Below are 26,013 nucleotides of genomic sequence, written 5' to 3' on the forward strand. Positions count from 1 at the left end.
AATGGTCGAAACATTGCTTGAAGTGCGCAATCTGAGTAAGACCTTTCGCTACCGCACCGGCTGGTTTCATCGGCAAACGGTGGAAGCGGTCAAGCCACTAAGCTTTACCCTGCGCGAGCGCCAGACCCTGGCGATTATCGGCGAGAACGGTTCCGGCAAGTCAACGCTGGCGAAAATGCTCGCCGGAATGGTCGAACCCAGCACCGGCGAACTGCTGATTGACGATCGCCCGCTGGCGTTTGGCGATTACTCTTTTCGCAGCCAGAAGATTCGCATGATCTTTCAGGATCCGTCGACCTCGCTCAATCCCCGGCAGCGCATTTCGCAAATCCTCGATTTTCCGCTGCGCCTGAATACCGACCTCGAACCCGAAGCGCGGCAGAAGCAGATTATCGAAACGTTGCGCATGGTCGGCCTGCTGCCGGACCACGTCAGCTACTACCCGCATATGCTGGCGCCGGGACAGAAACAACGTCTGGGCCTGGCGCGCGCGCTGATCCTGCGCCCGAAGGTCATCGTCTGCGATGAAGCGCTGGCGTCGCTGGATATGTCAATGCGCTCGCAGCTGATTAACCTGATGCTGGAGCTGCAGGAAAAACAAGGTATCTCCTATATTTACGTGACTCAGCATCTGGGCATGATGAAGCACATCAGCGATCAGGTGCTGGTGATGCATCAAGGGGAAGTGGTCGAACGCGGCAGTACAGCGGACGTACTGGCCTCTCCGCTGCACGACCTGACGAAACGCCTGATTGCCGGCCATTTCGGCGAGGCGCTCACTGCCGATGCCTGGCGTAAAGACGGCAAATAATCTGAGGCGTAAACTTCGATGATTGTTCCGGTTCAATTTTCTACCCTGCCCGTGACACCGTGGAAAAATGGCCGCGGGGAAACGCGCGAAATCGTCAGCATTGCCTCGCCGGACGCGCCGTTTCTCTGGCGCGCCAGTATCGCCACGCTGGAAAACGACGGTCCGTTCTCCCCTTTTCCCGACGTTGACCGGGTCATCACCCTGCTTGAGGGACAGCCGCTGTGGCTACGGGGCGATGATATCGCCCAGCGCCTTGAGCTCTGGCAACCGTGGGCGTTTGCCGGCGAGTGGCCTATTGCCAGCGAAGGCATCAGCGGACGCGGTCTGGACTTCAATATTATGACCCAGCGCACGCGCGCCGCGGCGCGCGTGAACGTCATCGCGGAAGGACAGCGGCCCGCCGCGGAGGGCATCGCATGGATTCTCCAGGGTAGCTGGCGGCTGGCTGACGCGGTTTATCAGGCCGGCTTCGGGATCTGGTGGCAGGACGAATCGCCAGGCGAGCTGTTACCGCAGTCTGCGGACGCCCGACTTTTACTGGCGGAAATCGTTCGCCGCTAGCGCCGCGTCGCCGCAATTTCAGATGGTATACTCTTGTATACACGGTAGCCAAAGCGCGATATGACGTGGCGAATGGCAGAAAAATATCGTGACACAAGGGGTCGTCAGTGGGATATAATTCCCGGCTAAATTTGAGTTATTTTGAAATGACAACGCTAACTTAATGATTGTTAAAGTAAAAATACGCAATAACGATAAGGATTAAAAGCTATGGGTTTTCTTTCCGGTAAGCGCATTCTGTTGACTGGCCTTGCCAGCAAACTGTCCATCGCCTACGGCATCGCGCAAGCCATGCACCGTGAAGGGGCTGAACTGGCGTTCACCTATCAGAACGACAAACTGAAAGGTCGTGTGGAAGAATTTGCCGCCGCGCTGGGCTCTAATATCGTCCTGCCGTGCGATGTCGCGGAAGATGAGAGCATCGAGTCTCTGTTCACCGAACTGGCAAAAGTATGGCCGAAGTTCGACGGTTTCGTTCACTCCATCGGCTTTGCGCCGGCAGACCAGTTGGACGGCGACTACGTTAACGCGGTGACCCGTGAAGGTTTCAAAATCGCTCACGATATCAGCGCCTACAGCTTTGTGGCGATGGCGAAAGCCTGCCGCGGGATGCTGAACCCGGGCTCCGCCCTGCTGACGCTCTCCTACCTGGGCGCAGAGCGCGCCATCCCGAACTACAACGTGATGGGCCTGGCGAAAGCCTCTCTTGAAGCTAACGTGCGCTACATGGCGAACGCCATGGGCCCGGAAGGCGTTCGCGTCAACGCTATCTCCGCCGGTCCGATCCGTACCCTGGCGGCATCCGGTATTAAAGATTTCCGTAAGATGCTGGCGCACTGCGAAGCGGTCACCCCGATCCGTCGCACCGTCACCACTGAAGACGTCGGCAACAGCGCAGCCTTCCTGTGCTCCGACCTGTCTGCCGGCATCTCCGGCGAAGTCGTTCACGTTGACGGCGGCTTCAGCATCGCCGCGATGAACGAGCTGGAACTGAAATAAGTTCTTCACCCTCCTCGCATCCGTGAGGAGGGTTCTTTCCCCCGCGCTTTCCTGCTGTTATTCCAATCCGCTATTTGTTAGCACGTATCAATATTTTCTCCCGCTCCAGGGTTAAGCCAGGATAGTTCCGCATAGCATGACCGCGAAACGGCGGTTTGCAACATACCGAACAAGGAACGCCCATGGAGCAACGCCGCGTTTACGGCAAAAACCACTGGTATCATGAGACCCAGTCAACAATCTGCCCGGTGGATGTATTGCCGCTCGTCCCAGAAGCCGCCCACGTCGAAGATCGTTTTCTACTCGATCTGACGCTCCCCGAAGAGCTGCTCGAGGCGCATGCGCGCTGGCTTACGCCCGCCCGGCGGCTGGCAGATGCCCTCTTCCCCACGTCAGTGACGGTTAATCGTCTGCAGACATTTAGCGCCTACGATCGGCTGAGTACGGCGCTGACCGTCGCCCAGGTTTATGGCGTACAGCGCCTGTGCAATCACTACGCCGCCCGGCTGGCGCCGCTTCCCGGTCCGGACTCCTCGCGCGAGAGCAACCGTCGCCTGGCGCAGATTACCCAGTACGCACGCCAGCTCGCGAGCTCTCCTTCGCTGATTAACGCACTCTCCCGCAGCCAGCTAGATGAAGTTGGGCTGACCAGTCGCGATATTATCCTCATCAATCAGATCATTGGCTTTATCAGCTTCCAGGCTCGCGCTATCGCCGCATTCCATGCCGCGCTGGGCTACCCGGTGCGCTGGATCCCCGGCATGCCGCAGCAGGAAGATGCTCCAGAAGCGCTTTTCGACACGAGGGGGAGTGATTGGCAGCCAGGGCTTGACGATTCCGACTTGCACTATGCCGACGATGATCGCCAGTCTCTTTTAGCGAACTGGCAAAAACATCCAGGCCTTTTCGAACTGGCTCCGCTGCTGGCGGCCCAGGAACCTCCGCTGGCGCTACAGGAACAGCTTCTGACCCATCTCAGCGGCCAGCAGCCGTTCGCCGCGCAGGTGGCGCTGATAGCCGCGCGGATTAATGGCAGCGTCAGCTGCTTTAACGCCTGGGCTTCGCGATGTCCAGATTTGGCCGATCTCACGGACGCTTTGCGCGGTAATGAATCCGGCGTCCAGGCATGGGGAGACACCCCGTCAATTGAGCGCCAGCTTTTACAATCTGTACAGCTTTTGACCCGCGCGCCCGACCGCTTCAGCGCCGCCCAGCTAACTCCCCTCACTGAATACGGGCTTTCCCGCAGCGAGGCTATCGATCTTCTCGCCTGGTGCGGGCTGTGCGGTTGGATGAATCGGCTGAAAATCGCCCTCGGCAATGTAGGTCAGGAGACGTAAATTGCTGAAACAGCGCTTGCTGCGGCAGGCATATTCGCGTAAAAATGTCAGCCGCTCTTTTAGCCACGAAAATACGAAATTATGTTTCAGGACAACCCGCTGCTAGCGCAGCTTAAACAGCAACTGCATTCCCAGACTCCGCGCGTTGAAGGGGTCGTTAAGGGGACGGAAAAAGGGTTTGGCTTCCTCGAAGTCGACTCGCAGAAAAGCTATTTCATTCCGCCGCCGCAAATGAAAAAAGTGATGCATGGCGATCGTATTATCGCCGTGGTCAATACTGAAAAAGAACGCGAAAGCGCTGAACCGGAAGAACTGGTTGAGCCGTTCCTGACGCGTTTTGTCGGCAAAGTTCATAAAAAAGACGATCGTCTTTCTATCGTTCCTGACCATCCGCTGCTGAAAGATGCCATTCCCTGCCGCGCCGCGCGCGGCGTAGAGCATGATTTTAAAGAGGGTGACTGGGCCGTTGCCGAAATGCGCCGTCATCCGCTGAAAGGCGACCGTGGTTTCTACGCTGAGCTCACCCAGTACATTACCTACGGCGACGATCATTTCGTACCATGGTGGGTCACCCTGGCGCGTCACAATCTGGAAAAAGAAGCGCCGGACGGCGTGGCGACCGAGATGCTTGATGAAGGTCTGGACCGCCGCGATTTAACGGAACTGGCTTTCGTGACCATCGATAGCGCCAGCACCGAAGATATGGACGATGCGCTGTACGTCGAGCAGAACGCTGACGGTAAACTGCACCTGACCGTCGCTATCGCCGATCCGACCGCCTGGATTGCCGAAGGCAGCAAGCTGGACAACACGGCGAAAATTCGCGCCTTTACCAACTATCTGCCTGGCTTCAACATTCCGATGCTGCCGCGCGAGCTCTCGGACGACCTCTGCTCTCTGCGCCCCAACGCGGTTCGCCCAGTGCTGGCCTGCCGCATGATCCTCGCTGATGACGGAACCATCGAAGACGATATTCAGTTCTTCGCGGCGACCATCGAGTCGAAAGCGAAGCTGGCCTACGATGATGTTTCCGACTGGCTGGAAAACAACGGCAGCTGGCAGCCGGACAGCGAGACCGTCGCCCGGCAAATTAAACTGCTGCAGGAGGTCTGCCTGCGTCGTAGCGAATGGCGTAAAAACCACGCGCTGGTGTTCAAAGACCGCCCGGATTATCGCTTTGTGTTGGGCGAAAAAGGCGAAGTGCTGGATATCGTTGCCGAACCGCGCCGCATCGCTAACCGTATCGTTGAAGAGTCAATGATCGCCGCCAACATCTGCGCCGCCCGCGTGCTGCGCGATAAGCTCGGTTTCGGCGTTTATAACGTGCATACCGGATTCGATCCGGCCAACACCGAACAGCTCGCGGCCTTACTGAAGACGCACGACGTGCACGTTGACCCGGTGGAAGTGATGACGCTGGAAGGCTTCTGCAAGCTGCGTCGCGAGCTGGACGCGCAGCCGTCCGGTTTCCTCGACAGCCGTATTCGCCGCTTCCAGTCGTTTGCAGAAATTAGCACCGAGCCGGGCCCGCACTTCGGCCTCGGTCTTGAGGCCTATGCGACCTGGACCTCCCCGATCCGTAAGTACGGCGATATGATCAACCATCGTCTGCTGAAAGCGATTATTAAAGGGGAAGCGATCTCCCGTCCGCAGGATGATGTTGCGATACAAATGGCTGAACGCCGCCGCCTCAACCGCATGGCGGAGCGCGATGTCGGAGACTGGCTGTACGCCCGCTATCTGAATCCGCAGGCCGGTACCACTACCCGCTTTACGGCTGAGATTATCGATGTCAGCCGCGGCGGCATGCGCGTGCGCCTGGTTGATAACGGCGCGGTTGCCTTTATCCCGGCGCCGTTCCTTCACGCCGTGCGCGATGAGCTGGTGTGCAGCCAGGAAAACGGCACCGTGCAGATTAAAGGCGAAGTCGTCTACAAAGTCACGGATGTTATCGATGTGACGATTGCCGAAGTCCGTATGGAAACCCGTAGCGTGATTGCGCGTCCTGCCGCCTGATAACTGCCCTGTGCGGCTCCCTTAAACGGAGCCGCATTTTTATCCCTTCCAGCTGTTTTTCTGCGCGTTGCCTACGAATCATCGTAGATGGATTAGTTTGTGCGTTTTTTTCGCTTCTCTTTTTCATCCGTTTTTAGCATCATTGATTTTATTCATATTTGTAACCAGGATAACGCCATGTCAGATCTGAATGCCCGCCTGCTCGCCCAACGAATCGATACCGTGTTGGATATTCTGGTTGCCGGGGATTATCACTCCGCGATCCATAATCTGGAAATCCTCAAAGCTGAGCTGCAGGCGCTTTCCAGCGACGAACAGGAAAATAAACCCGGTCAGCCTAAAGCCCCGTGGGAAATTTGATAATCTCCATCGCCGCAATCGGCCACCCAGGGCCGATCGCTCGCCCAAATAGCCCTTAACTGCGAAGTTGCTATGAACGCCCGACAACAAAGTATTTTGCAAATGGTCATCGACAAAGGCCGTATGAGCGTGGCCGATCTCGCGAAGATGACCGGTGTCTCTGAAGTCACCATTCGCCAGGATTTGAATTCACTCGAGAAGCAGAGCTATCTGCGCCGTACTCACGGCTTCGCCGTTCCGCTGGATAGCGAAGATGTGGAAACCCGCATGATGACCAACTTCGCCATTAAGCGAGAGCTGGCTGCGCGGGCCGCAACGCGCGTTTCGTCCGGAGAAACGGTGTTTATCGAGAACGGGAGCTGCAACGCCCTGCTCGCCCGTACGCTTGCCGAGCGCGGCGATATCACCATCATCACCGTCAGCAGCTATATTGCGCATCTGCTGAAAGAGACGCCCGGAGAAGTGATCCTGCTGGGCGGGATTTATCAAAAGCGCAGCGAAAGTATGGTTGGCCCACTGACCCGCCAGTTTATTCAGCAGGTCCACTTCAGCAAGGCCTTTATCGGCATTGACGGCTGGCAGGCTGAAACCGGATTTACCGGACGGGATATGATGCGCGCCGACGTGGTTAACGCGGTGCTGGAAAAGGGCTGTGAGGCGATTGTGCTGAGCGATAGCTCTAAATTTAACGTGGTTCATCCCTATCCGCTCGGGCCGATAGAACGGTTTAACCGTATTATCACCGACGATAATCTCAATGATGCCGTGCGCAGCCAGCTAATCGAATGCGGTTTAGCCGTCGATATCGTTAACCACCCCTGATCCTGCCCTCACTTTGCCGGGGCTGCCCGGCATCGCTATCGTCTGAGACTTTTCTGACACCTGAATTCAGACTTTTTACCTGCCTGAAAAATTTATAGAAAGTAGAATTAATGTTAGCGATATAACAGGGAGTAACTATCACCTGCGTGATTAGAGTAACACCTGCGCAACTAAAGCTTCATGGAATAACCCCTGAGCAAGAGTAACAAGCTATGCTTAAGGGAAGTTGTATCCATGAATAGATTATTCAGGAGAAAAAAAATGATGACTTCAATGAACAAAAAAATGGCCGCGGTAGTTCTGGCCGTCACTGTTGCAATGTCTCTGAGCGCTTGTTCTAACTGGTCTAAACGCGACCGCAACACCGCTATCGGCGCAGGCGCCGGTGCGCTGGGTGGCGCGGTATTAACTGACGGTAGCACCCTGGGCACCCTGGGCGGCGCGGCAGTCGGCGGTATTATCGGCCACCAGGTGGGTAAATAATATTAACCACGAACAATAATATGAAAGTTTATATTAGCTGACGAGTACACCAGCACAAAAATGAAGGCCACGATATTTATCGTGGCCTTATTATTAATTAACCGCCTGCCAGCTTAACTTTCATGCCTTTGGCTTCCAGAAGCGATTTGAGCAAGTCACGCTTATCGCCCTGAATCTCAATCACGCCATCCTTAACCGCTCCGCCGCAGCCGCATTTCTTTTTCAGCTCGGCAGCAAGCTTCGCCAGCGCGTCGTCACTTTCATCAATACCGCTAATCAGGCATACGCCCTTACCCTTACGCCCGCTGGTCTGCCGCTGAATACGTACGATACCGTCCCCTTTCGGGCGCGCTTGCGCCGGTTTGGGTTCATCAATACGGCCGCTGTCCGTTGAATACACCAGACGGCTGTTGGAATCGTTCATCATGCCCCCGTGTTCAACGATGCGTTAATGCCGCGCAGGGTGGCGGCAGGATCGGCAGACTGCGTTACCGGACGACCAATCACCATGTAATCAACCCCCGCCGCCTGCGCCTGTTCCGGCGTCATAATGCGCCGCTGGTCACCCGCATCGCTACCTTGTGGACGAATGCCGGGCGTCACCAGCCTGAACGCCTGGCCCAGCTCTTGCTTAAAGCGAACCGCTTCCTGCGCCGAGCAGACTACGCCATCCAGTCCGCAGCGCTGGGTCAGCGCCGCCAGCTTCGCGGCGTAGTCAGCCGGAGAAAGCGTAATGCCCAGATCCAGCAGATCGCTGGCTTCCATGCTGGTTAATACCGTGACCGCAATCAGCAGCGGCGCCTCTTTTCCGAATGGCTGCAGGGCTTCACGCGCGGCGGTCATCATACGCGCGCCGCCGGAGGCATGAACGTTGACCATCCAGACGCCCAGCTCTGCCGCAGCGGCGACCGCACGCGCCGTGGTATTCGGGATATCGTGGAACTTCAGATCGAGGAAAACCTCAAAACCGCGCTGGTGCAGGTCGCGAACAAACTGCGGCCCCAGCAGGGTAAACATCTCTTTGCCCACCTTCAGGCGGCAGTCGCGCGGGTCGATACGGTCGACAAACGCCAGCGCTTTATCACGGTTATCATAATCGAGAGCAACGACGATGGGAGAGGATGTGACAACGCGGGAAGAAGATGTAGCAGTAGACGTCATGACCGGACCTTAATTGTTGATGAGCGCCGGTTCGGCGCAAAAAAGGTAAACGGGCAGCATTCTACCTGCGATAAGCCGAAAATAACAGGCTGCATTTCCCTTCCTGCCGGACGACGTGTGCGCCATAGCTGGAAGAGATGACGCAAATACCCCCAAGTATGTTGTAACTAAAGTGCGGTTTTTTTTAAATTTACTGCCCGTCCAGTCCGCGAATGGGCTTAATCGTTGACCACGACCGGCAGGACGGACAGTGCCAGTACAGCGTATGAGCGGTAAAACCACACTTCTGGCAGCGGTAGCGCGGTTTGCTGCGGACCTGCTCGCCCACCATATGGCGCAGAACGCCCAAGCTCTCCTTCGCGCGCCCCTCTTCGGCTTCATTGATATGGTAGTCGATGAGCTTATGGAACACGCGCATCGTCGGATGGCGCTCCAGCTGGCGAGTCACGTAGTTTTGCGCGGACTCGGCACCTTCCCGCTGTTCAAGGATCTGCGCCAGCATCAGGTCCGCTGTCGCGCCGGTATTTTCCTCTGCGCAGCGGCGTAAAAAGGCTTCCCACTCGTCGATTTTACCCAACTGCTGGTAGCAGGTTTGCAGCATCTCCAGGGTTTCACCCACCAGCTCTTTATCCTGCTCAATCACCCGCTCAAGGCTCTCTACGGCTTTCGCATAGTCGCCCTTTTCCATCCAGACCCGGCCCATCATGATCGAGACGCGAGCGCTATTGCGGTCCGCGGCGGCGCCCTTCCTCAGCAGCGCCATCGCTTTGTCGAGATCGTTACCCGCCATTTGCTGCAGCGCCAGTTCACACCAGAAATTGGCGATTTCACCGCGATGCTTATCTTTGCCCAGCTTAACCAGACGTTCGGCCACTTCTATCGCCGACTGCCAGTCGCTGGTCGCCTGATAAATTTGCAGCAGCTGCTGCAGCGCGCTCAGGCGAAAATCCGTCTCGTCTACCAGCTGTTTAAACATCCCCTCAGCCCGGTCATAGAGCCCGGCGGCCATATAATCTCGCCCCAGCTGCTGGACGGCCAGCAGGCGCTGGTCGTAGGTTAACGAGGCGCTTTCCATTAAGCTCTGATGGATGCGAATAGCGCGGTCAACCTCACCGCGCGAGCGGAAGAGATTGCCCAGCGTAAGGTGGGCTTCGACGGTGCCGGTGTCCTCTTTCAGCATATCGAGGAACAGATCGACGGCTTTATCCTGCTGATTGCTCAGCAGGAAGTTAACCCCTGTTACGTAATCACGCGACAGACGGCTCGCATCGTCCTGTTTGGACTGTTGTGCACTTCTGCGCCCCATATACCAGCCATAGGCTGCGGCCACGGGCAAAAGCAGAAACAACAACTCCAGCATAAATGATTATTCCTTCACCGCAGGAACGCCGGCTTCGGCAGGCGTTGCGCTGGCTGGCGCGATCTGGTGCTCCAGACGTTTAATTTTACGCTCGGCGCGCGCCAGAGAGACGCGAACGCGCAGCCAGAAAAGGCCGCATATCAGCCAGCCGATAGCAAAACCGGCAGCAAAAAGCACGGCCAGCAGCGTCGAAATACGGAACTCACCCTGCGCGAGGAGATAGTTGAACGTGACCAACTGGTCATTCTGCGCGCCCAGGGTCACCGAAATGACGAAGATGGCTAACACCAGTAAGAAAATAAGAAAATATTTCACATGACTTCCCGTTCTGTGGGTTGCGCGAAAAAATCCCGCGTTCAGCCCTATAAAGTATCATTTTCGCCGCAGCGGTGAAATGGAAATGCATGACACCCGTAAAGGATATGCGGCCTGATACGGCTAATATCAACATTATTCCGGCGCTGCCGCCCTTTTTTTAATATCCTGCGCCTCTTCTCCCGGCGGCGATAGCGGCCCGCAGAACCGCTGGGCAAGCCAGGTCGCCAGGGTCACCAGCAGCCAGGAGATCAGCGTCGCGACGATCAGGTCCTGCGGCCAGTGCATGCCCAGCGCCAGGCGGCTTCCCATCACCGCCGTCGCCCACGTCAGCAGCAGCGCAATGGTGACCCAGCGACGGCGCGGCCACAGTAAGCCCACGCCGAGCAGCGCCCAGCTGGCGGCGAACATCGTATGGCCAGAAGGGAAAGCGAAGCCGGTCTCTTTTTGCCAGTGCTTACGCAAAAATTTAGGAATCTGCTGCTCTTGCGCCAGCTGTTCATGCACCAGTTTAGCGCGATCTTTGCGTTTCAACGCGTAGAATTGCGTGACCGGCACCTGCCGCGTCTGTTCCAGCCAGATAACAAAGGGACGAGGCTCCTGTACGCGGTCTTTGAGCCACGACTTCATCCCCTGCCCAACCAGTATCGCTGCGGCCAAAATGAGAAACAGCACTATCGCCGCTCGCAGACGAAAACGCAGGCACCACAGAAACCAGGCACATAAGATAACGTGCGTGATAATCCCCCAGGGTTGCGTCACCGTTTCAGTTATCCAGTACAGCAGCTTCATCGCTCCTGCCGACAGCCCCGGATGCCATTTCCAGCCGGTAATCCAAATCACAGCGGGCATGATTAATAACAGGGCCGCGCCAACGGCGGTTCGTCTGGCAATCAACAGCATCTCGTCTCCTTTTCATTGACCTCAATATCATAACGGAAAGTAGTTCGTTTGTGCGCTTTGCGCGCAGGTAACCCTACGCAATTAGGAGAACGTCGCGCCATTGTGGCAAAATAGCGGCAAACAGAAGCACAGTCAGGTGCTGATAGAATCTGGAGAATCACATGCAGCTTAAACGTGTGGCAGAAGCCAAACTGCCAACCCCATGGGGCGATTTTCTCATGGTGGGTTTTGAAGAACTGGCAACCGGGCAGGATCACGTCGCGCTGGTATTTGGCGATATTTCGGGGCAATCCCCGGTTTTGGCTCGCGTACACTCTGAGTGTTTAACGGGCGACGCCCTTTTCAGCCTGCGCTGTGATTGCGGATTTCAACTGGAAGCGGCGCTGTCGCATATTGCCGAAGAGGGACGCGGCATCCTGCTGTACCACCGTCAGGAAGGGCGCAATATCGGCCTGCTGAACAAAATCCGCGCCTACGCTTTACAGGATCAAGGCTATGACACCGTTGAAGCCAACCATCAGCTGGGCTTTGCCGCCGATGAGCGCGATTTCACGCTGTGCGCAGATATGTTTAAGCTGCTCAACGTCGACCAGGTACGCCTGCTGACCAACAACCCGAAGAAGGTCGAGATCCTCACTGAAGCGGGAATCAATATTGTGGAGCGCGTGCCGCTGATTGTGGGGCGCAACCCGAAAAATGCCCACTATCTGGACACCAAGGCCGCCAAAATGGGGCACCTGCTGAGTCAGTAATGCCGTTGAAAATGAAGGGCCAGCCTGTGCTGGCCCTTTTTATATCAGACGCGACTTTACAGCATATTGCGGATCACATAGTGCAAAATACCGTCGTTCTGATAGTAGGTCAGCTCCGTCGCGGTATCGATACGGCAGCGGCAATCAATCACTTCCTGCCGACCATCCGCGCGGGTCAGCGTGACCGGCACCGTCATACCTGGCTGCAAAGCCTGCAGGTTGCTGATATCTATCCGCTCCTCGCCGTTTAGCCCCAGCGTTTTGCGCGTCATCCCCTGCGGAAACTCCAGCGGCAGGATCCCCATGCCAATCAGGTTGGAGCGGTGGATACGCTCGAAGGACTCGGCAATCACCACCCTGACGCCGAGCAGACGCGGTCCTTTAGCCGCCCAGTCGCGGCTGGAGCCGGAACCGTACTCTTTGCCTGCGATCACCGCCAGCGGCGTCCCCTCTTCTTTGTAGAGCATGGCGGCATCGTAAATAGCGATCGGCTGAGTATCCGGAAGATGACGAGTCATCCCCCCTTCCACGCCGGGGACCATTTCGTTACGAATACGAATATTGGCAAACGTCCCGCGCATCATGACTTCGTGGTTGCCGCGACGGGAGCCGTAGGAGTTAAAATCAATACGTTCGACGCCGTGATTTTGCAGATAACGGCCCGCAGGGCTATCGGCTTTGATGCTGCCCGCCGGGGAGATATGGTCGGTGGTAACCGAGTCGCCCAACATGGCGAGAATGCGCGCGCCGTGAATATCCTCTACCGGTTTAGGCTCAACGCCCATTTCATCAAAGAATGGCGACAGGCGGATGTAGGTGGAATCATTCTGCCAGTCGTAGGTATCAGAGCGATCCACTTTTATCGCCTTCCACTCGGCGGTCCCTTCAAACACTTCGGCATACTCTTTGCGGAACATCTCCGTTGATACCTGCTCAACCGCTTGCGCCACTTCGATTCCGCTCGGCCAGATATCTTTCAGATACACCGGCTGGCCGTCTTTCCCCGTGCCTAACGGCTCACGGGTCAGGTCGAGATTCATATTCCCCGCCAGGGCGTAGGCGACCACCAGCGGCGGCGAAGCCAGCCAGTTGGTTTTTACCAGCGGATGAATGCGTCCCTCAAAGTTGCGGTTCCCGGAGAGCACCGCCCCGACGGTCAGATCGCCCTGCTTGATGGCACGCTCAATCGGGTCAGGTAATGGGCCTGAGTTACCGATACAGGTGGTACAGCCATAACCGACCAGGTTAAAGCCCAGCTCATCCAGCCAGGGCGTCAGCTTTGCGTGGGCCAGATAGTCGGAAACGACCTTCGATCCGGGCGCCAGCGACGCTTTCACCCACGGCTGCGGTTTCAGACCCCGCTCAACGGCTTTTTTGGCCAGCAAGCCGGCGGCCATCAGGACGCTGGGGTTTGACGTGTTAGTACAGGAGGTGATAGCGGCAATCACCACCGCCCCGTCAGGCAGCGAATACTGCTGTCCGTTGAGCGTATAGTCGATTGGCCGTTTATCTTTCTGCGCGTGGTTGACTTCAAGCTCGGTGCTGGCGGCAAAGGCCTGGGGAACATCACCGAGCGCTACGCGGTCCTGCGGGCGCTTCGGTCCGGCAAGGCTCGCTTCGACGCTGCTCATATCCAGCGCCAGGGTGCTGGTGAATACCGGCTCATCTCCGGGCTGACGCCACATACCCTGCGCTTTCGCATAGGCCTCCACCAGCGCCACCTGCTCTTCGCTGCGCCCGGTAAGGCGCATATAGTCAAGCGTAACCGCGTCAATCGGAAAGAAGCCGCAGGTCGCGCCATACTCCGGCGACATATTGGCGATCGTCGCGCGGTCCGCCAGCGGCAGCGAATCAAGGCCGTCGCCGTAGAATTCAACAAACTTACCAACGACGCCGTGTTTGCGCAGCATCTGGGTCACCGTCAGGACCAGGTCAGTCGCGGTAATGCCTTCACGAAGCTTGCCGCTCAGTTTAAAGCCGACGACGTCCGGTATTAGCATGGATACCGGCTGCCCCAGCATCGCGGCTTCTGCTTCAATACCGCCGACGCCCCAGCCCAGGACGCCTAAACCGTTAATCATCGTGGTATGGGAATCGGTGCCGACCAGGGTGTCGGGAAAAGCCACCCACTCGCCGTTTTGCTGTTCGCTCCACACCGCCCGTCCAAGGTATTCGAGGTTTACCTGGTGGCAAATACCGGTACCCGGCGGTACCACGCTGAAGCGGCTAAATGCCTGCTGCCCCCAGCGCAAAAAGACGTAGCGCTCATGGTTGCGCTCCATCTCCAGTCGGACGTTCTCTTCAAAAGCATCATCGTCGCCAAAGCGGTCGACGGTGACCGAGTGGTCAATCACCAGGTCGACGGGCGAAAGCGGGTTCACTTTAGCGGTATCGCCGCCCAGGCGTTTGACCGCTTCGCGCATCGCCGCCAGGTCCACCACGGCGGGAACCCCGGTAAAGTCCTGCATCAGAACGCGCGCCGGACGGTAGGCGATCTCCCTGTCAGCATGGGCATGCTTCAGCCATCCGGCCAGGGCATGAATATCTTCGGCGGTCACGGAATCACCGTCTTGCCAGCGCAGCAGGTTTTCCAGTAGCACTTTGAGCGATTTGGGCAAGCGCGAGAGATCGCCCAGTTGTTTGGCGGCCAGCGGTAAGCTGTAGTAATGCCAGGTTTTATCTTTAACCTGTAGCGTATCCTTGCTGGCTGCTCGTAGGGTTGACGACATAGCTCCTCCTTTACCTTAGGGATAGCATCCCCTGATCCTCCTCAGGGTCATTATTAAAGATAACACATCTTTGATGTAACATTTTGATAACAACCCAAATTGCTAAAATAGGCTTAACGCATAAAGACAGGAAATTTGAATAATGAGGGCGGATATATTGAGAAGGATTGAAGAAGACAGGTGTGTATCGGCGACCGTGGCGTATTAGTACACAAGTACAAAGAAGAACTAATCGCCATTATTCTGGCGATTAGTTCAATAGCGTAAATTTATCGAGCGAGTGTAAAAAGGGAAAAATTATATCCTCCTTATTGCCGCTATTTTATCCGATAGAATATTACTCAATATTTCACTTGTCATAAAAATGACACAACCATTTTGACTGGAAGGTGCTCTAGCTTAGAAACCAAACGTTGCAGACAACCAGAGCAATGACGCTCCAGAACATCGCAAGCCCAAGGATAACGGCGCTCCAGGCCTTACTTCTCAAAACCGGATCTATCTCAGTCTTGTCACGTTCCTGTGACATCGCAAACTTCATATAATCGATATCACTAATCATTTTTTCACCACCAATCGCTAAGAATTTCTAACCACAGATAAATCTTAATTATGGATTGGCTATTAATCCAGTGAATTCGCTTCCCGGAAGATATCTTTGCTCATTAATTTGATCGCGGCAGGTATATTTGCAAATGTGGTACGAGGAGTTAACGAAAATTGTGATTCAGACGAGGTTTAGATATTCATTTTCAGGTCATTATAGGTTTTGGCATCCCCGAGAGGATGCCATTATTTTTTCTGCGGTTATTTTTCCGGTAATTTAATATCTTTGAACATCGCTTCGATATCTTCATTTGAGCGCAAAGCGACGGCGGTATCGACTACATCCCGCGTCAGATGCGGCGCAAATCGTTGAATAAAATCATACATATAGCTTCGCAAGAAGGTGCTGCGCCGGAAACCTATTTTCGTGGTGCTGTGGCTGAAAATACCGTTGGCGTCGAGCTTGACCAGGTCCGGGTCGGAAACCGGATCCACCGCCATACTGGCAATCACCCCTACCCCAAGGCCCAGACGCACGTAGGTTTTAATCACATCGGCGTCGGTGGCGGTGAAAACGATGCGCGGCGTTAAGCCGGCGCGATTAAAGGCGGTATCCAGCTCGGAACGACCGGTGAAGCCGAAGGTGTAAGTCACCAACGGATACTGCGCCAGCTCCTCAATCGATACCGACTCGCGCGAGGCCAGCGGGTGCTCTGGCGTGACGACCACGGAGCGGTTCCAGTGATAGCACGGCAGCATGACCAAATCATCATAGAGATGGAGCGCTTCGGTCGCGATAGCGAAGTCGGCATTGCCTTTCGACACCGCCTCGGCGATTTGCGTTGGCGACCCCTGATGCATGTGCAAGGAGACGCGGGGGTAGCGTTCGATAAAGCCTTTAATCACGCCCGGCAACGCGTAGCGGGCCTGAGTGTGGGTAGTCGCAACGTACAGGGAGCCCTTGTCTGGCCAGGTATGCTCACCCGCCACCGACTTGATCGCATCCACCTTCGATAAGACCTCGCGAGCGATGCGTATGATCTCCTGGCCTGCGGGAGTCACCTGGGTGAGATGTTTGCCGCTGCGGGCGAAAATCTGAATGCCCAGCTCATCCTCCAGCATGCGAACCTGCTTGCTGATGCCCGGCTGTGAGGTATACAGACCTTCGGCAGTCGAGGAGACGTTCAGATTATGGTTAACAACCTCAACGATATAGCGGAGCTGCTGTAGTTTCATGGCTGATATCCGATAGCACGTAAAATAAACCCGCTTAATACATTTTACGCTCAGGTCACTTGCCGGCGGGCGGATTGCCCCCCCAAGCCTGCGACTCGCCGTGTCGGCGCCACAACGTATCCTGAAGACGATGATGTATAAGACGATAAGATAATAAAAAAGAGATTAGCTATAACCACTATATCATTTATATCTACAGTGTATAGATACTAACAAAAAATAATAAGTCGGTTATAAGGCGAGAGACGATACAGAATAAATCTTGGATATCAGCAACATGCAGTGTTAAAAAAGGGCCGCGACGCGGCCCTTATTTCCGGTGATAGCAGTTACTTCTTCGCTTCAGTCCATTTGCCGTCAATATAGAAAGCTGACCAGCCGGTGGCTTTACCCTCTTTCTCTGACGCAACGTACTGCTGCTTAGTTTTACGACTAAAACGCACCATCGTTTTGTTGCCTTCCGGATCCTGCTGCGGCGCATCGGCCAGATAGCGCAGCTTCTCGGCCAGGCGGTCGCGGAAGCGGTACAGCTCTTCCACGAGCGGCGCGCGGGTTTCGCGCGATTTCGGGAAGGTGTTCGCGGCCAGGAAAACGCCCGCCGCGCCATCGCGCAGAACAAAGTAGGCGTCCGATTTCTCGCACGGCAGCTCCGGCAGCGGCACAGGATCTTCTTTCGGCGGCGCCACTTCCCCGTTACGCAGGATCTTACGGGTGTTTTTACACTCGTCGTTGGTGCAGGCCATATACTTACCAAAACGCCCCATCTTCAGGTGCATTTCAGAGCCACATTTCTCACACTCAACGATCGGGCCATCATAGCCCTTAATGCGGAACTCGCCCTCTTCAATCTCGTAGCCATCGCAGGTCGGGTTATTACCGCAGACGTGCAGCTTGCGCTTAGGATCGATGAGATAGCTGTCCATCGCCGTGCCGCATTTTTTACAGCGGCGTTTGGCGCGCAGCGCGTTGGTTTCAGCGTCCTCGCCTTCAAGCACGTTGAGAACTTCGTTTTCCGGCACCAGGTTAATGGTAGTTTTGCAGCGCTCTTTTGGCGACAGCGCATAGCCCGAACAGCCGAGGAAGACGCCGGTGCTGGCGGTGCGGATCCCCATCTTGCGCCCGCAGGTTGGGCAGTCGATGGTGGTCAGAACCATTGGGTTCGGCTGCATGCCGCCCTCTTCCGGATCTTTCTCCGCCGTTTGCAGCTGCGAGGTGAAGTCTCCGAAGAAGTTATCGAGAACCTGTTTCCATTCGGCCTGATGGTTGGCCACCTGGTCGAGGCGGTCTTCCATCTGCGCGGTGAAATCGTAGTTCATCAGATCGCGGAAGTTCTCTTCCAGACGATCGGTGACGATCTCGCCCATTTTTTCCGCATAAAAACGACGGTTTTCCACCCGCACATAGCCGCGATCCTGAATGGTCGAAATGATCGACGCATAGGTGGACGGGCGGCCGATGCCGCGTTTTTCCAGCTCTTTAACCAGCGAGGCTTCGCTAAAACGCGCCGGCGGCTTGGTAAAGTGCTGCGCGGGCGTCAGCTCGACCAGGCTCAGGCTTTCGCCCTTGTTGACCAGCGGTAAAGTACGATCTTCATCGCCTTTACGCAGGGCTGGCATCACTTTGGTCCAGCCGTCAAAGCGCAGCGTACGACCGCGCGCTTTCAGTTTGAAATCGCCGGCTTTCACCGTCAGGGTGGTGGAGTCGTACTGCGCTGGCGTCATCTGACAGGCGACAAACTGGCGCCAGATCAGCTGATACAGTTTCTGCGCATCAGATTCCATATCTTTTAACGTTTCGGCCAGCACGTTGACATCGGAAGGACGAATCGCTTCGTGCGCTTCCTGGGAGTTTTCTTTGCTGGCGTACTGGTTAGCGCTTTCCGGCAGATATTTCTTACCGAAGTTATCGCCAATATAGCCGCGCACCATATTCAGCGCGTCCTGGCTCAGGTTCGTGGAATCGGTACGCATATAGGTAATATGCCCCGCTTCGTAGAGGCGCTGCGCCATCATCATGGTTTTCTTCACGCCGAAGCCAAGACGCGTGCTGGCGGCCTGCTGGAGCGTGGAGGTGATAAACGGCGCGCCCGGCTTGCTGCTGGTCGGCTTGTCTTCACGCTCCAGCACGCTGTAGCTGGCTTTCTCAAGCAGCGCAACCGCTGCCATGGTTTCATCACGGCTCACCGGACGGAACGGCTTATCGCCGCTGTGGGTCACCTGCAGCGGTAACGCATCGCCGCCTGGCGTCGTAGTGCTGGCGTCAACTTCCCAGTACTCTTCCGGAACAAACGCCTTAATCTCACGCTCGCGTTCAACCACCAGACGTACGGCAACCGACTGGACGCGGCCTGCGGACAGACCACGGGCAATTTTTTTCCACAGCAGCGGAGAAACCATGTAACCCACCACGCGGTCCATAAAACGGCGCGCCTGCTGAGCGTTAACACGGTCAATATTCAGTTCGCCCGGCTTTTCGAAAGCCTGACGGATAGCATTCTTGGTGATCTCATTGAACACTACGCGGCTATAGCGCTGTTCATCACCGCCGATAACTTCCCGCAGGTGCCATGCGATGGCCTCCCCTTCGCGGTCAAGGTCGGTTGCGAGATAGATGTGGTCAGCTTTTTCCGCCAACTGTTTGAGTTCGGAAACAACCTTTTCTTTACCCGGGAGTATTTCATAGTGCGCATCCCAGTCATGCCATGGGTCCACGCCCATACGGTTGACCAGAGCGCCGCGTTCATCCTTCTTAGGCTTTTTAGCCCCTTTGGTGGAGGTAGAGTCGGCGCTCTTTTTGGAAGCTGAGCCACTGGTCGGCAAATCGCGGATATGACCGACGCTGGACTTAACCACGTAGTCATTACCCAGATACTTATTGATCGTTTTGGCTTTTGCCGGGGACTCAACGATAACGAGAGCTTTACCCATATTCACCTTTACCTAATTTGATTCATCCAGGAATACATCGCACATTGATTCACCATCCACTGGCGACACGTCACAACCTATGTTGCGTCGTTATCGATGGATATCAACCCTTTGCACCGGTTTCAGGTCCATAAAACCAGATAGCTGAGTTTGCTGGCTTTTTCTTGCCAGGCGACATAGCACGAATAATTTTTGGCCGAATGTCAAGCAAATCTGTTGCCAGATCGCTGAAAGCGTCACACTGTACCTGATAAAATTCGTTACGCAACTTTATTAGCATGCAAAAGCAAATCCCGCCACTAAACTGATGTTTATTAAGCTCCTGCGATTACCCCCGTAAGATCCATGGAAAATTTGCCCCTCGTCGCCGCGCGGCGTAGACTAGCCGCGAAGAATCACAGGAGGCATTTATGCAAGGTACAACCCAACCCATCGATCGCCAGACGCTTCTGGAAAAAGCCAACAAACTCATTCGCGAACATGAAGATACGTTAGCCGGGATCGAGGCCACCGACGTCGTTCAGCGTAACGGCGTGCTGGTGTTCAGCGGCGAGTTTTATCTTGATGAGCAGGGTCTGCCAACGGCGAAGAGTACGGCGGTATTCAATATGTTTAAATATCTCGCGCACGAGCTGTCTGATAAGTATCACCTGGCGGATTAACCGCCGCGCGCAGGGCCAATACGACAACGCGAGGCCCGTGCCTCGCGTTGTTTTGTTTACATCAGCGGCTTTTGCCCGCGCTGCCACCAGCGCAGCAGCAGTTTATCGGCGCTTTCCGCCGCGCTGCCGGTAAACCGGTCGAGCATTTTCTTACGCTGCTGGTAGCGCACGCTGATAACCTCATGCTTGTCCATCAGGCCCAGCAGAAGTTCATCGCTGGTTTCCACCGCGTCAACAAGGCCTTTTTCCAGCGCCTGAACGCCATACCAGTGTTCACCCGTCGCTACCTGCTCGATATCCAGCTCAGGGCGCATCCGGTGGACAAAGTCTTTGAAGAGTCGATGGGTATCGTTGAGATCTTCGCGGAATTTCTGGCGCCCTTCTTCGGTATTTTCGCCCAGCATCGTCAGGGTACGTTTGTACTGCCCGGCCGTATGCAGCTCAATGTCGATGTCCTTGTTCTTAAGAAAACGATTGATGTTGGGGATCTGCGCCACAACGCCAATAGAGCCAAGGATAGCGAACGGCGCGCTGACGATTCTGTTCGCCACGCAGGCCATCATATAGCCGCCGCTGGCCGCAACTTTATCTACCGCGACCGTTAACGGGATTTGTTTGTCGCGCAGACGCTGCAGCTGTGAAGCGGCAAGGCCGTAGCCGTGGACCACGCCGCCGGGGCTTTCAAGGCGAATCACCACCTGGTCGCGCGCTTTTGCCGCCGCCAGAACGGCGGTGATCTCTTCGCGCAGGCTGCTGACTTCGTGGGCATCCATACTGCCTTTAAAATCCAGCACCCAGGCGCGCGGTTTAGCGTCCGGCTCGGGAGTTCCCAGCTTTGCCCGCGCCTTTGCCGCTTTTGCTTCCTGCTTGAGCTTTTTCTTTTGCGCTTTATGCCACAGCTTCTGCTGCGGCCCATCGAGCAACGAAGCCGCCAGCTCTTCCTTCATCTCCTTATATTGCTCGCTAAGATTGGTTACCCGCAGCTCGCCGCGCTGTTTTTTGCGCTGAGTCAGGTTAACAATAATGGCGACGATAACCGCAATTGCGACAACGATGGTCGCGATTTTGGCCAAAAACAGGCCATATTGAGCAAGTAATTCCACGTTTTCACCTTGTGTAAACCGCTGACGTTGGCGCACAGTGTACATCAGCCGTCGGCGAGAAGTCTTTGTGCTCTGTGTCGCGCGCGAGGCGCCTTCCTGTTTTTTTCAGCGACGATGAAATCGTTGCAAGATATTAATTCCGCGAAGAGTTTCCGTTTCGCCGATTGCAATAGCGGGCGCTTTCAGGCATAAAGCGCAAAAGTGAAATACCGAATAGCAAGCGCGATCGCCTGCCGATCGCCCGAGGAGTCGCCGTGCACTATCAACCGCAACGTCACCTGTTACAGGATCGCATCATCCTGGTTACCGGCGCCAGCGATGGCATAGGCCGTGAAGCCGCCCTGACCTATTCCCGCTATAGCGCCAGCGTTATCCTGGTCGGCCGTAATGAAGAGAAGCTGCGCAGCGTTGCGCACGAGATTCAGCAAGCGGGTGGCATTCCCGCCCGCTGGTTCACTCTCGACCTGTTAACCTGCACGCCGCAGGAGTGCCAACAGCTGGCGCAGAAGATCGCCATCCACTATCCGCGCCTCGACGGTGTACTACACAACGCGGGTCTGCTGGGCGATGTCTGCCCGATGGATCGGCAAAAGCCGGAAGTATGGCAGCAGGTCATGCAGGTAAACGTGAACGGCACCTTTATGCTCACCCAGGCGCTGCTTCCTTTATTACTTAAATCCGAATCGGGTTCGCTGGTCTTTACCTCCTCCAGCGTCGGCCGTCAGGGGCGCGCCAACTGGGGCGCTTATGCCGCATCTAAATTCGCCACCGAAGGCATGATGCAGGTGCTGGCCGAAGAGTATCAGAGCCGTCATCTGCGGGTTAACTGCATCAACCCCGGCGGCACGCGCACCAAAATGCGCGCCAATGCCTTCCCAACGGAAGATCCGCAAAAATTGAAAACCCCCGCTGATATCATGCCGGTTTACCTGTGGCTGATGGGCGACGACAGCCGCCGTAAGACGGGAATGACTTTTGACGCCCAGCCGGGCCGCAAACCAGGAATCGCACAATGAGTGATGAACGCCACCGCGAACGCCAGCAGCGGGTAAAAGAGAAAGTTGACGCTCGCGTCGCCGCCGCGCAGGAAGAACGCGGCATCGTGATCGTGTTTACCGGTAACGGTAAAGGCAAAACCACCGCCGCTTTTGGCACCGTTACCCGCGCCGTCGGGCACGGTAAAAAGGCCGGCGTCGTGCAGTTTATAAAAGGCACCTGGCCAAACGGCGAGCGCAACCTGCTCGAGCCGCACGGCGTCGAATTTCAGGTGATGGCGACCGGTTTTACCTGGAATACGCAGGATCGCGAAAGCGACACCGCCGCCTGCCTTTCAGTCTGGGAGCACGGGCGCCGAATGCTGGCCGATGAAAGCCTCGACCTCGTTTTGCTGGACGAGCTCACCTATATGGTGGCCTACGACTACCTGCCTCTGGAAGAGGTGCTTACCGCGCTGCGCAACCGCCCGGCGCACCAGACGGTCATTATCACCGGCCGCGGCTGCCACCGTGAAATTACCGAACTGGCCGATACCGTTAGCGAACTGCGTCCGGTTAAGCACGCCTTCGATGCCGGGATCAAGGCGCAGATAGGGATCGACTACTAGCCGCCAGCCGCTCGAGCAGCCCATGATTGAGCGGCAGGCACAGGCAATCCTCCCCCAGCGCCAGCTCGCTTTCGGGAATATTTTGCCGCGAGACGAAGCGCTTACGGTATTCGGTTGGCGTGACGCCGCAGTATTTATTAAAGGCGGCAATTAGAGACTTGTGCTCCTGAAAGCCGCAGCTGTGGCTGATCTCAGTGATTGGCGTGCGCGTATCGCGCAGCAGAGTGCGGGCTTTGTTTAGCCGCACCAGCGTCAGGTACTCTTTAAAATTATAGCGGCTCACTTTTTTGAACAACCGCGAAAACCAGGAGTAGCTCATCCCGCTATGGCAGGCGACCTCGCTCAGGGTCAGCGGCTGATCAAAGTGTTGATTGATAAAATCAATGCCTTTTTTGATCATCGCCTCGTCGCGCAGCGAGCTTTCGCCGCGCCGCGTCGGCTTTCCGGCGCAGACGACCGCATCCAGCAGCAGATAAATCGCCGCGATGCGCTGAAACGGCGCGTGGTTATCGATTAGCTGTTCCAGTAGCCTCGCCAGCCGGAGGTGCACCTCACTGTCTGCCGTAGAGTAAGATCGTCCGCAGGTATTCCAGTCCAGCTGCGGCGAGGGATGAAGCTCATCAAACAGGCCGGGTGAAAACTGGACGGTGACCAGCTGGCTGCCCGCCTCCTCCGCGCTAAGCGAATGGACCTCTTCGGCATTGATGTACAGCATATCCCCCTGCGTAAGCTCCAGGCTCTGCTGGCCGACAGAGAGCGTAAATCGCCCCGCCAGCACGGTAATCAGCTCCGGAGCCGGATGCCAGTGAGGCTCGCAGTAGCGAACCTCCGCGGCAAACACGTTCAGCTTCTCCGCATCAAAGGCAATCAGCTCGTAGCCGCTGTTCACCGTCTGTCGGCCGGTCTGGCTGACCGAACGAGGATGAGTCACTGAAAAAGGGAACATGCGCACTCTCCTGTCATTAGCAATGATGAGCGCCCGCCAGCACCGCGTTAAGCTCGTCGCGCTCAATATCCAGCGCCAGGAACTCGGTCAGCGCAATCAGCAGTCCGCAGAACAGATCCGGCGCCAGGCGAATCAATTTTTCACGCACCTGCTCCGCTGGTATCTGACTCTTATCGGCAATCAGCGTCACGACGCGGGCAAAGGCCTCCGGCTGCTGGATCAGCTGTTGCAGAGAGTTATCATCGCGCAGCGGGACGTACCGCTGCGGGCAATCTACCTCCATTTCCGCCGTTAACGGCAGATCGCGGGATGAGGCGCCGACGCGGATCTGCCAGATGCCCGGCGTCACCATCCAGTCGCCAAGACCCGGATGGTAGCAGGCTAGTTCGGCAATGGGCAGCTGCAGGCTTACGCGCCGGGATTCTCCGGCGGCCAGCGCCACTTTGCTGAACGCTTTTAATGACTGTACTTCGCGAATCAGCTCCCCCTTCGGCGCGCTGACGTACAGTTGGACGATCTCTTTACCCGCATACTCCCCGCAGTTGGTCAGGTCGAACGACACCGTAAGCGTCTCGTCTGCGCCTAATCGGGAGGCTGACAGCGCGATATTATCGTAGGCAAACCGGGTATAGCTTAAGCCAAAACCAAACGGAAACTGAGGCATCAGGCGACGTTTGTCATAATAGCGATAGCCGACAAAAAGCCCTTCTCCGTAGTAGTGGCGCAGGTTTTCGCCCGGATAGTGTAGCCAGGCCGGGGTTTCCTCCAGGGAATTAGGCACCGTTACCGTCAGCTTGCCGCAGGGGTTACGCTTGCCGAAGAGGATTTCCGCCACCGCGCGCCCCATCCCCTGACCGGCAAAAAACGTTTCCAGCAGCGCTTTGCATTCGCCAAGCCACGGCATCACCACCGCATCGCTATTCGCCAGCACCACCACGATATTTGGCTGGACCGCGGCGACTTCACGAATCAACCGCTCGTGCACCGGCAGAATATGCAGATCCTGACGATCGCCGTTTTCGCCATCTTCGCCTACGGCGGTACTGACGAAGAGTACCGCCACGTCAGCCTCTTGTGCCACGCTGCAGGCCTGCGCCAGCGCCTGTTCATCATCGCGCAGATCGTCCGGCGCGCCTACGGCCCAGGTAACGCTAAAATCGTCCCCGGCGAGGTCGAAAATTTCATCCAGCGGGCGATCGAGAAGATACGGTACCGTGGTCGCGCATCCGGATCCCTGAATCACCGGCTCCTGCGCCGGTTTACCCAGCACCGCGATGCGCGGTGTTTTCTCCGAACGCAGCGGCAGCAGAGCCTCTTCATTTTTCAGCAGGACGATAGATTCACCGGCAAGCCGCTGCGCCAGCGCGTGGTGCGCCGTAAAATCGGCTCGCGTTTGCGGGCGGCGATGGCGCTGAACCTTGTCGAGCAGTTCCAGCATGCGTAGACAGGCGCGATCCACCACCGCCATCGGCACCTCTTCGGCTTCGATAGCCGCCAGCAGGGTTTGTTTATCGCGGCGGGTTTCCGGCATCGCCAGGTCGTTGCCCGCCATCAACGAAGCGGGACGATCTTTAATGCCGTACCAGTCGGACATCACCAGGCCGTCATATCCCCACTCATCGCGCAATACCTGAGTGAGTAAAAACGGATCCTGCGAAGTTTGTACGCCGTTAAGACGATTGTAGGAGGACATCACCGTCCACGGCCGGGATTTTGCAATCGCCCGCTGGAAACCCGCCAGGTAAATTTCCCGCAGCGCCCGCTCTTCAATGATCGAATCCATCTCCGTGCGGCGAAATTCCGAGTTATTGGCCGCAAAATGCTTCAGGCTGGCGCCGACGCCCTCCTGCTGCAGACCGTTGATCAACGCTGCGGCAATGTCACCGCTGACCACCGGGTCTTCGGCGTAATATTCATAGCCGCGCCCGGCCAGCGGCGTGCGGCGAATATTAATGCCGGGCCCGAGCAGGATCCCGACGCCCATTTGCTGACACTCTCGCCCCAGCGCTTGCCCCATCTGATGCACCAGTTCCACATCCCAACTGCAGGCCAGGCTGGAGCCGTTTGGAAAGCAGGTCGCCGGTAGCGAAGTGCTGAACAGCGCTTCACTGCCCCCTTTCGCGGCGGGCTCTTCCACGCTGGCCTGGTCTGCGGTTTGGGTGATGACCGAGATAAAATCATCCATGCTCCACTTTTCCCGGCCATCAATCTGCGCGCTGCTGTAGCGCACGCCATAAGTGCCGTCGGTCATAATGATATCTTCGATACCGTGCTGCGGCAGCGAGGCGGTGCGCCAAAGGCCGCTGCCGGTCAACAGCGCCACTTTCTCTTCCGCGCTCATCGCGGCAAGGGTGGTGTTAAAATCGTTACTCATCTCT

24 protein-coding genes are annotated in these 26,013 nt (G+C 56.4%); 12 read left to right on the top strand and 12 right to left on the bottom strand.

Annotation, left to right across the window (positions count from 1 at the left end):
- Nucleotide 1 precedes the first annotated feature (1 nt).
- The 8 genes from sapF to osmB all read left to right on the top strand — a co-directional run bounded on the left by sapF (nt 2) and on the right by osmB (nt 7,392).
- Nucleotides 2-811: a putrescine export ABC transporter ATP-binding protein SapF gene (sapF, locus tag ACE3MN_RS15115; protein ID WP_004139492.1), complete on the top strand. Its 810-nt coding sequence runs from the start codon at nt 2-4 to the stop codon at nt 809-811.
- An 18-nt stretch (nt 812-829) separates the two neighbouring features.
- On the top strand, nt 830-1,372 hold the full coding sequence (locus ACE3MN_RS15120; RefSeq protein WP_102650162.1) for a HutD family protein: 543 nt from the start codon (nt 830-832) through the stop codon (nt 1,370-1,372).
- A 210-nt stretch (nt 1,373-1,582) separates the two neighbouring features.
- Entirely contained in the window at nt 1,583-2,371 is a 789-nt protein-coding gene (fabI, locus tag ACE3MN_RS15125; protein WP_004139494.1) for an enoyl-ACP reductase FabI, read from the top strand.
- A gap of 182 nt (nt 2,372-2,553) precedes the next feature.
- Nucleotides 2,554-3,711, top strand: coding sequence for a carboxymuconolactone decarboxylase family protein (locus tag ACE3MN_RS15130; protein ID WP_102650161.1), 1,158 nt, complete (start codon nt 2,554-2,556; stop codon nt 3,709-3,711).
- A gap of 81 nt (nt 3,712-3,792) precedes the next feature.
- Complete coding sequence (locus ACE3MN_RS15135) at nt 3,793-5,727, top strand: exoribonuclease II (protein ID WP_375364088.1); 1,935 nt, start codon at nt 3,793-3,795, stop codon at nt 5,725-5,727.
- Nucleotides 5,728-5,904: 177 nt separating this feature from the next.
- Nucleotides 5,905-6,087 (top strand): hypothetical protein, encoded by a 183-nt coding sequence (locus tag ACE3MN_RS15140; RefSeq protein ID WP_004121231.1) that lies wholly within the window; start codon nt 5,905-5,907, stop codon nt 6,085-6,087.
- A 72-nt stretch (nt 6,088-6,159) separates the two neighbouring features.
- Complete coding sequence (locus tag ACE3MN_RS15145; protein WP_024359422.1) at nt 6,160-6,909, top strand: DNA-binding transcriptional regulator YciT; 750 nt, start codon at nt 6,160-6,162, stop codon at nt 6,907-6,909.
- 264 nt (nt 6,910-7,173) lie between these two features.
- Nucleotides 7,174-7,392 carry an osmotically-inducible lipoprotein OsmB gene (gene osmB, locus ACE3MN_RS15150; protein ID WP_004139496.1) on the top strand — a complete coding sequence of 73 codons (219 nt, stop codon included), beginning with the start codon at nt 7,174-7,176 and terminating at the stop codon, nt 7,390-7,392.
- A gap of 97 nt (nt 7,393-7,489) precedes the next feature.
- Here osmB and yciH read toward each other — a convergent pair whose 3' ends face one another.
- The 5 genes from yciH to pgpB all read right to left on the bottom strand — a co-directional run bounded on the left by yciH (nt 7,490) and on the right by pgpB (nt 11,131).
- Nucleotides 7,490-7,816: a stress response translation initiation inhibitor YciH gene (gene yciH / locus ACE3MN_RS15155; protein ID WP_004139508.1), complete on the bottom strand. Its 327-nt coding sequence runs from the start codon at nt 7,814-7,816 to the stop codon at nt 7,490-7,492.
- On the bottom strand, nt 7,816-8,553 hold the full coding sequence (gene pyrF / locus ACE3MN_RS15160; protein ID WP_049130011.1) for an orotidine-5'-phosphate decarboxylase: 738 nt from the start codon (nt 8,551-8,553) through the stop codon (nt 7,816-7,818). The genes yciH and pyrF overlap by 1 nt, the downstream gene beginning before the upstream one ends.
- Before the next feature lie 190 nt (nt 8,554-8,743).
- A complete protein-coding gene (lapB, locus tag ACE3MN_RS15165) occupies nt 8,744-9,913 on the bottom strand; it encodes a lipopolysaccharide assembly protein LapB (RefSeq protein WP_004139516.1) in 1,170 nt (389 codons plus the stop codon).
- Nucleotides 9,914-9,919: 6 nt separating this feature from the next.
- A complete protein-coding gene (locus tag ACE3MN_RS15170; RefSeq protein ID WP_004139517.1) occupies nt 9,920-10,228 on the bottom strand; it encodes a LapA family protein in 309 nt (102 codons plus the stop codon).
- A 135-nt stretch (nt 10,229-10,363) separates the two neighbouring features.
- Nucleotides 10,364-11,131: a phosphatidylglycerophosphatase B gene (pgpB, locus tag ACE3MN_RS15175; RefSeq protein WP_049086276.1), complete on the bottom strand. Its 768-nt coding sequence runs from the start codon at nt 11,129-11,131 to the stop codon at nt 10,364-10,366.
- 161 nt (nt 11,132-11,292) lie between these two features.
- Between pgpB and ribA the strand changes: the two genes are divergently transcribed.
- Nucleotides 11,293-11,883 carry a GTP cyclohydrolase II gene (gene ribA, locus ACE3MN_RS15180; RefSeq protein ID WP_004139521.1) on the top strand — a complete coding sequence of 197 codons (591 nt, stop codon included), beginning with the start codon at nt 11,293-11,295 and terminating at the stop codon, nt 11,881-11,883.
- Nucleotides 11,884-11,939: 56 nt separating this feature from the next.
- Here ribA and acnA read toward each other — a convergent pair whose 3' ends face one another.
- The 4 genes from acnA to topA all read right to left on the bottom strand — a co-directional run bounded on the left by acnA (nt 11,940) and on the right by topA (nt 19,321).
- On the bottom strand, nt 11,940-14,612 hold the full coding sequence (acnA, locus tag ACE3MN_RS15185; RefSeq protein WP_154063230.1) for an aconitate hydratase AcnA: 2,673 nt from the start codon (nt 14,610-14,612) through the stop codon (nt 11,940-11,942).
- Nucleotides 14,613-15,006: 394 nt separating this feature from the next.
- The gene (locus ACE3MN_RS15190) at nt 15,007-15,174 is read right to left on the bottom strand and encodes a YmiA family putative membrane protein (RefSeq protein ID WP_004139526.1); all 168 of its coding nucleotides are present in this window, start codon (nt 15,172-15,174) and stop codon (nt 15,007-15,009) included.
- 245 nt (nt 15,175-15,419) lie between these two features.
- Entirely contained in the window at nt 15,420-16,394 is a 975-nt protein-coding gene (gene cysB, locus ACE3MN_RS15195) for an HTH-type transcriptional regulator CysB (RefSeq protein ID WP_004121248.1), read from the bottom strand.
- A gap of 329 nt (nt 16,395-16,723) precedes the next feature.
- Nucleotides 16,724-19,321, bottom strand: coding sequence for a type I DNA topoisomerase (gene topA, locus ACE3MN_RS15200; RefSeq protein WP_024359426.1), 2,598 nt, complete (start codon nt 19,319-19,321; stop codon nt 16,724-16,726).
- Between the two features lie 410 nt (nt 19,322-19,731).
- On the opposite strand from topA, the gene ACE3MN_RS15205 reads away from it, so the two are divergent.
- Complete coding sequence (locus ACE3MN_RS15205) at nt 19,732-19,983, top strand: YciN family protein (RefSeq protein ID WP_004101388.1); 252 nt, start codon at nt 19,732-19,734, stop codon at nt 19,981-19,983.
- A 56-nt stretch (nt 19,984-20,039) separates the two neighbouring features.
- Here the strand turns inward: ACE3MN_RS15205 and sohB are convergent, their stop codons facing one another.
- A complete protein-coding gene (gene sohB, locus ACE3MN_RS15210) occupies nt 20,040-21,086 on the bottom strand; it encodes a protease SohB (RefSeq protein WP_024359427.1) in 1,047 nt (348 codons plus the stop codon).
- Nucleotides 21,087-21,340: 254 nt separating this feature from the next.
- Between sohB and ACE3MN_RS15215 the strand changes: the two genes are divergently transcribed.
- Both ACE3MN_RS15215 and cobO read left to right on the top strand, forming a co-directional pair.
- On the top strand, nt 21,341-22,102 hold the full coding sequence (locus ACE3MN_RS15215) for a YciK family oxidoreductase (RefSeq protein ID WP_004121257.1): 762 nt from the start codon (nt 21,341-21,343) through the stop codon (nt 22,100-22,102).
- Entirely contained in the window at nt 22,099-22,689 is a 591-nt protein-coding gene (gene cobO, locus ACE3MN_RS15220) for a cob(I)yrinic acid a,c-diamide adenosyltransferase (protein ID WP_049086326.1), read from the top strand. The genes ACE3MN_RS15215 and cobO overlap by 4 nt, the downstream gene beginning before the upstream one ends.
- Here cobO and ACE3MN_RS15225 read toward each other — a convergent pair.
- Nucleotides 22,661-23,635 carry an AraC family transcriptional regulator gene (locus tag ACE3MN_RS15225; RefSeq protein ID WP_024359429.1) on the bottom strand — a complete coding sequence of 325 codons (975 nt, stop codon included), beginning with the start codon at nt 23,633-23,635 and terminating at the stop codon, nt 22,661-22,663. The genes cobO and ACE3MN_RS15225 overlap by 29 nt on opposite strands.
- A gap of 16 nt (nt 23,636-23,651) precedes the next feature.
- A complete protein-coding gene (locus ACE3MN_RS15230; protein WP_064342505.1) occupies nt 23,652-26,009 on the bottom strand; it encodes a glycoside hydrolase family 3 C-terminal domain-containing protein in 2,358 nt (785 codons plus the stop codon).
- Between the last annotated feature and the right edge of the window lie 4 nt (nt 26,010-26,013).

Origin of the sequence: Klebsiella grimontii (assembly GCF_042137965.1) — a bacterium.
GTDB lineage: Bacteria > Pseudomonadota > Gammaproteobacteria > Enterobacterales > Enterobacteriaceae > Klebsiella > Klebsiella grimontii.

Coding starts and splice junctions, on each gene's coding strand:
- cysB (WP_004121248.1), bottom strand. CDS start 16,394: ATGAAACTACAGCAGCTCCGCTATATCGTTGAGGTTGTTAACCATAAT.
- fabI (WP_004139494.1), top strand. CDS start 1,583: ATGGGTTTTCTTTCCGGTAAGCGCATTCTGTTGACTGGCCTTGCCAGC.
- topA (WP_024359426.1), bottom strand. CDS start 19,321: ATGGGTAAAGCTCTCGTTATCGTTGAGTCCCCGGCAAAAGCCAAAACG.
- osmB (WP_004139496.1), top strand. CDS start 7,174: ATGACTTCAATGAACAAAAAAATGGCCGCGGTAGTTCTGGCCGTCACT.
- yciH (WP_004139508.1), bottom strand. CDS start 7,816: ATGAACGATTCCAACAGCCGTCTGGTGTATTCAACGGACAGCGGCCGT.
- acnA (WP_154063230.1), bottom strand. CDS start 14,612: ATGTCGTCAACCCTACGAGCAGCCAGCAAGGATACGCTACAGGTTAAA.
- cobO (WP_049086326.1), top strand. CDS start 22,099: ATGAGTGATGAACGCCACCGCGAACGCCAGCAGCGGGTAAAAGAGAAA.
- ACE3MN_RS15205 (WP_004101388.1), top strand. CDS start 19,732: ATGCAAGGTACAACCCAACCCATCGATCGCCAGACGCTTCTGGAAAAA.
- ACE3MN_RS15225 (WP_024359429.1), bottom strand. CDS start 23,635: ATGTTCCCTTTTTCAGTGACTCATCCTCGTTCGGTCAGCCAGACCGGC.
- ribA (WP_004139521.1), top strand. CDS start 11,293: ATGCAGCTTAAACGTGTGGCAGAAGCCAAACTGCCAACCCCATGGGGC.
- ACE3MN_RS15140 (WP_004121231.1), top strand. CDS start 5,905: ATGTCAGATCTGAATGCCCGCCTGCTCGCCCAACGAATCGATACCGTG.
- ACE3MN_RS15190 (WP_004139526.1), bottom strand. CDS start 15,174: ATGATTAGTGATATCGATTATATGAAGTTTGCGATGTCACAGGAACGT.
- ACE3MN_RS15135 (WP_375364088.1), top strand. CDS start 3,793: ATGTTTCAGGACAACCCGCTGCTAGCGCAGCTTAAACAGCAACTGCAT.
- ACE3MN_RS15120 (WP_102650162.1), top strand. CDS start 830: ATGATTGTTCCGGTTCAATTTTCTACCCTGCCCGTGACACCGTGGAAA.
- ACE3MN_RS15230 (WP_064342505.1), bottom strand. CDS start 26,009: ATGAGTAACGATTTTAACACCACCCTTGCCGCGATGAGCGCGGAAGAG.
- lapB (WP_004139516.1), bottom strand. CDS start 9,913: ATGCTGGAGTTGTTGTTTCTGCTTTTGCCCGTGGCCGCAGCCTATGGC.
- sapF (WP_004139492.1), top strand. CDS start 2: ATGGTCGAAACATTGCTTGAAGTGCGCAATCTGAGTAAGACCTTTCGC.
- ACE3MN_RS15145 (WP_024359422.1), top strand. CDS start 6,160: ATGAACGCCCGACAACAAAGTATTTTGCAAATGGTCATCGACAAAGGC.
- ACE3MN_RS15130 (WP_102650161.1), top strand. CDS start 2,554: ATGGAGCAACGCCGCGTTTACGGCAAAAACCACTGGTATCATGAGACC.
- pgpB (WP_049086276.1), bottom strand. CDS start 11,131: ATGCTGTTGATTGCCAGACGAACCGCCGTTGGCGCGGCCCTGTTATTA.
- pyrF (WP_049130011.1), bottom strand. CDS start 8,553: ATGACGTCTACTGCTACATCTTCTTCCCGCGTTGTCACATCCTCTCCC.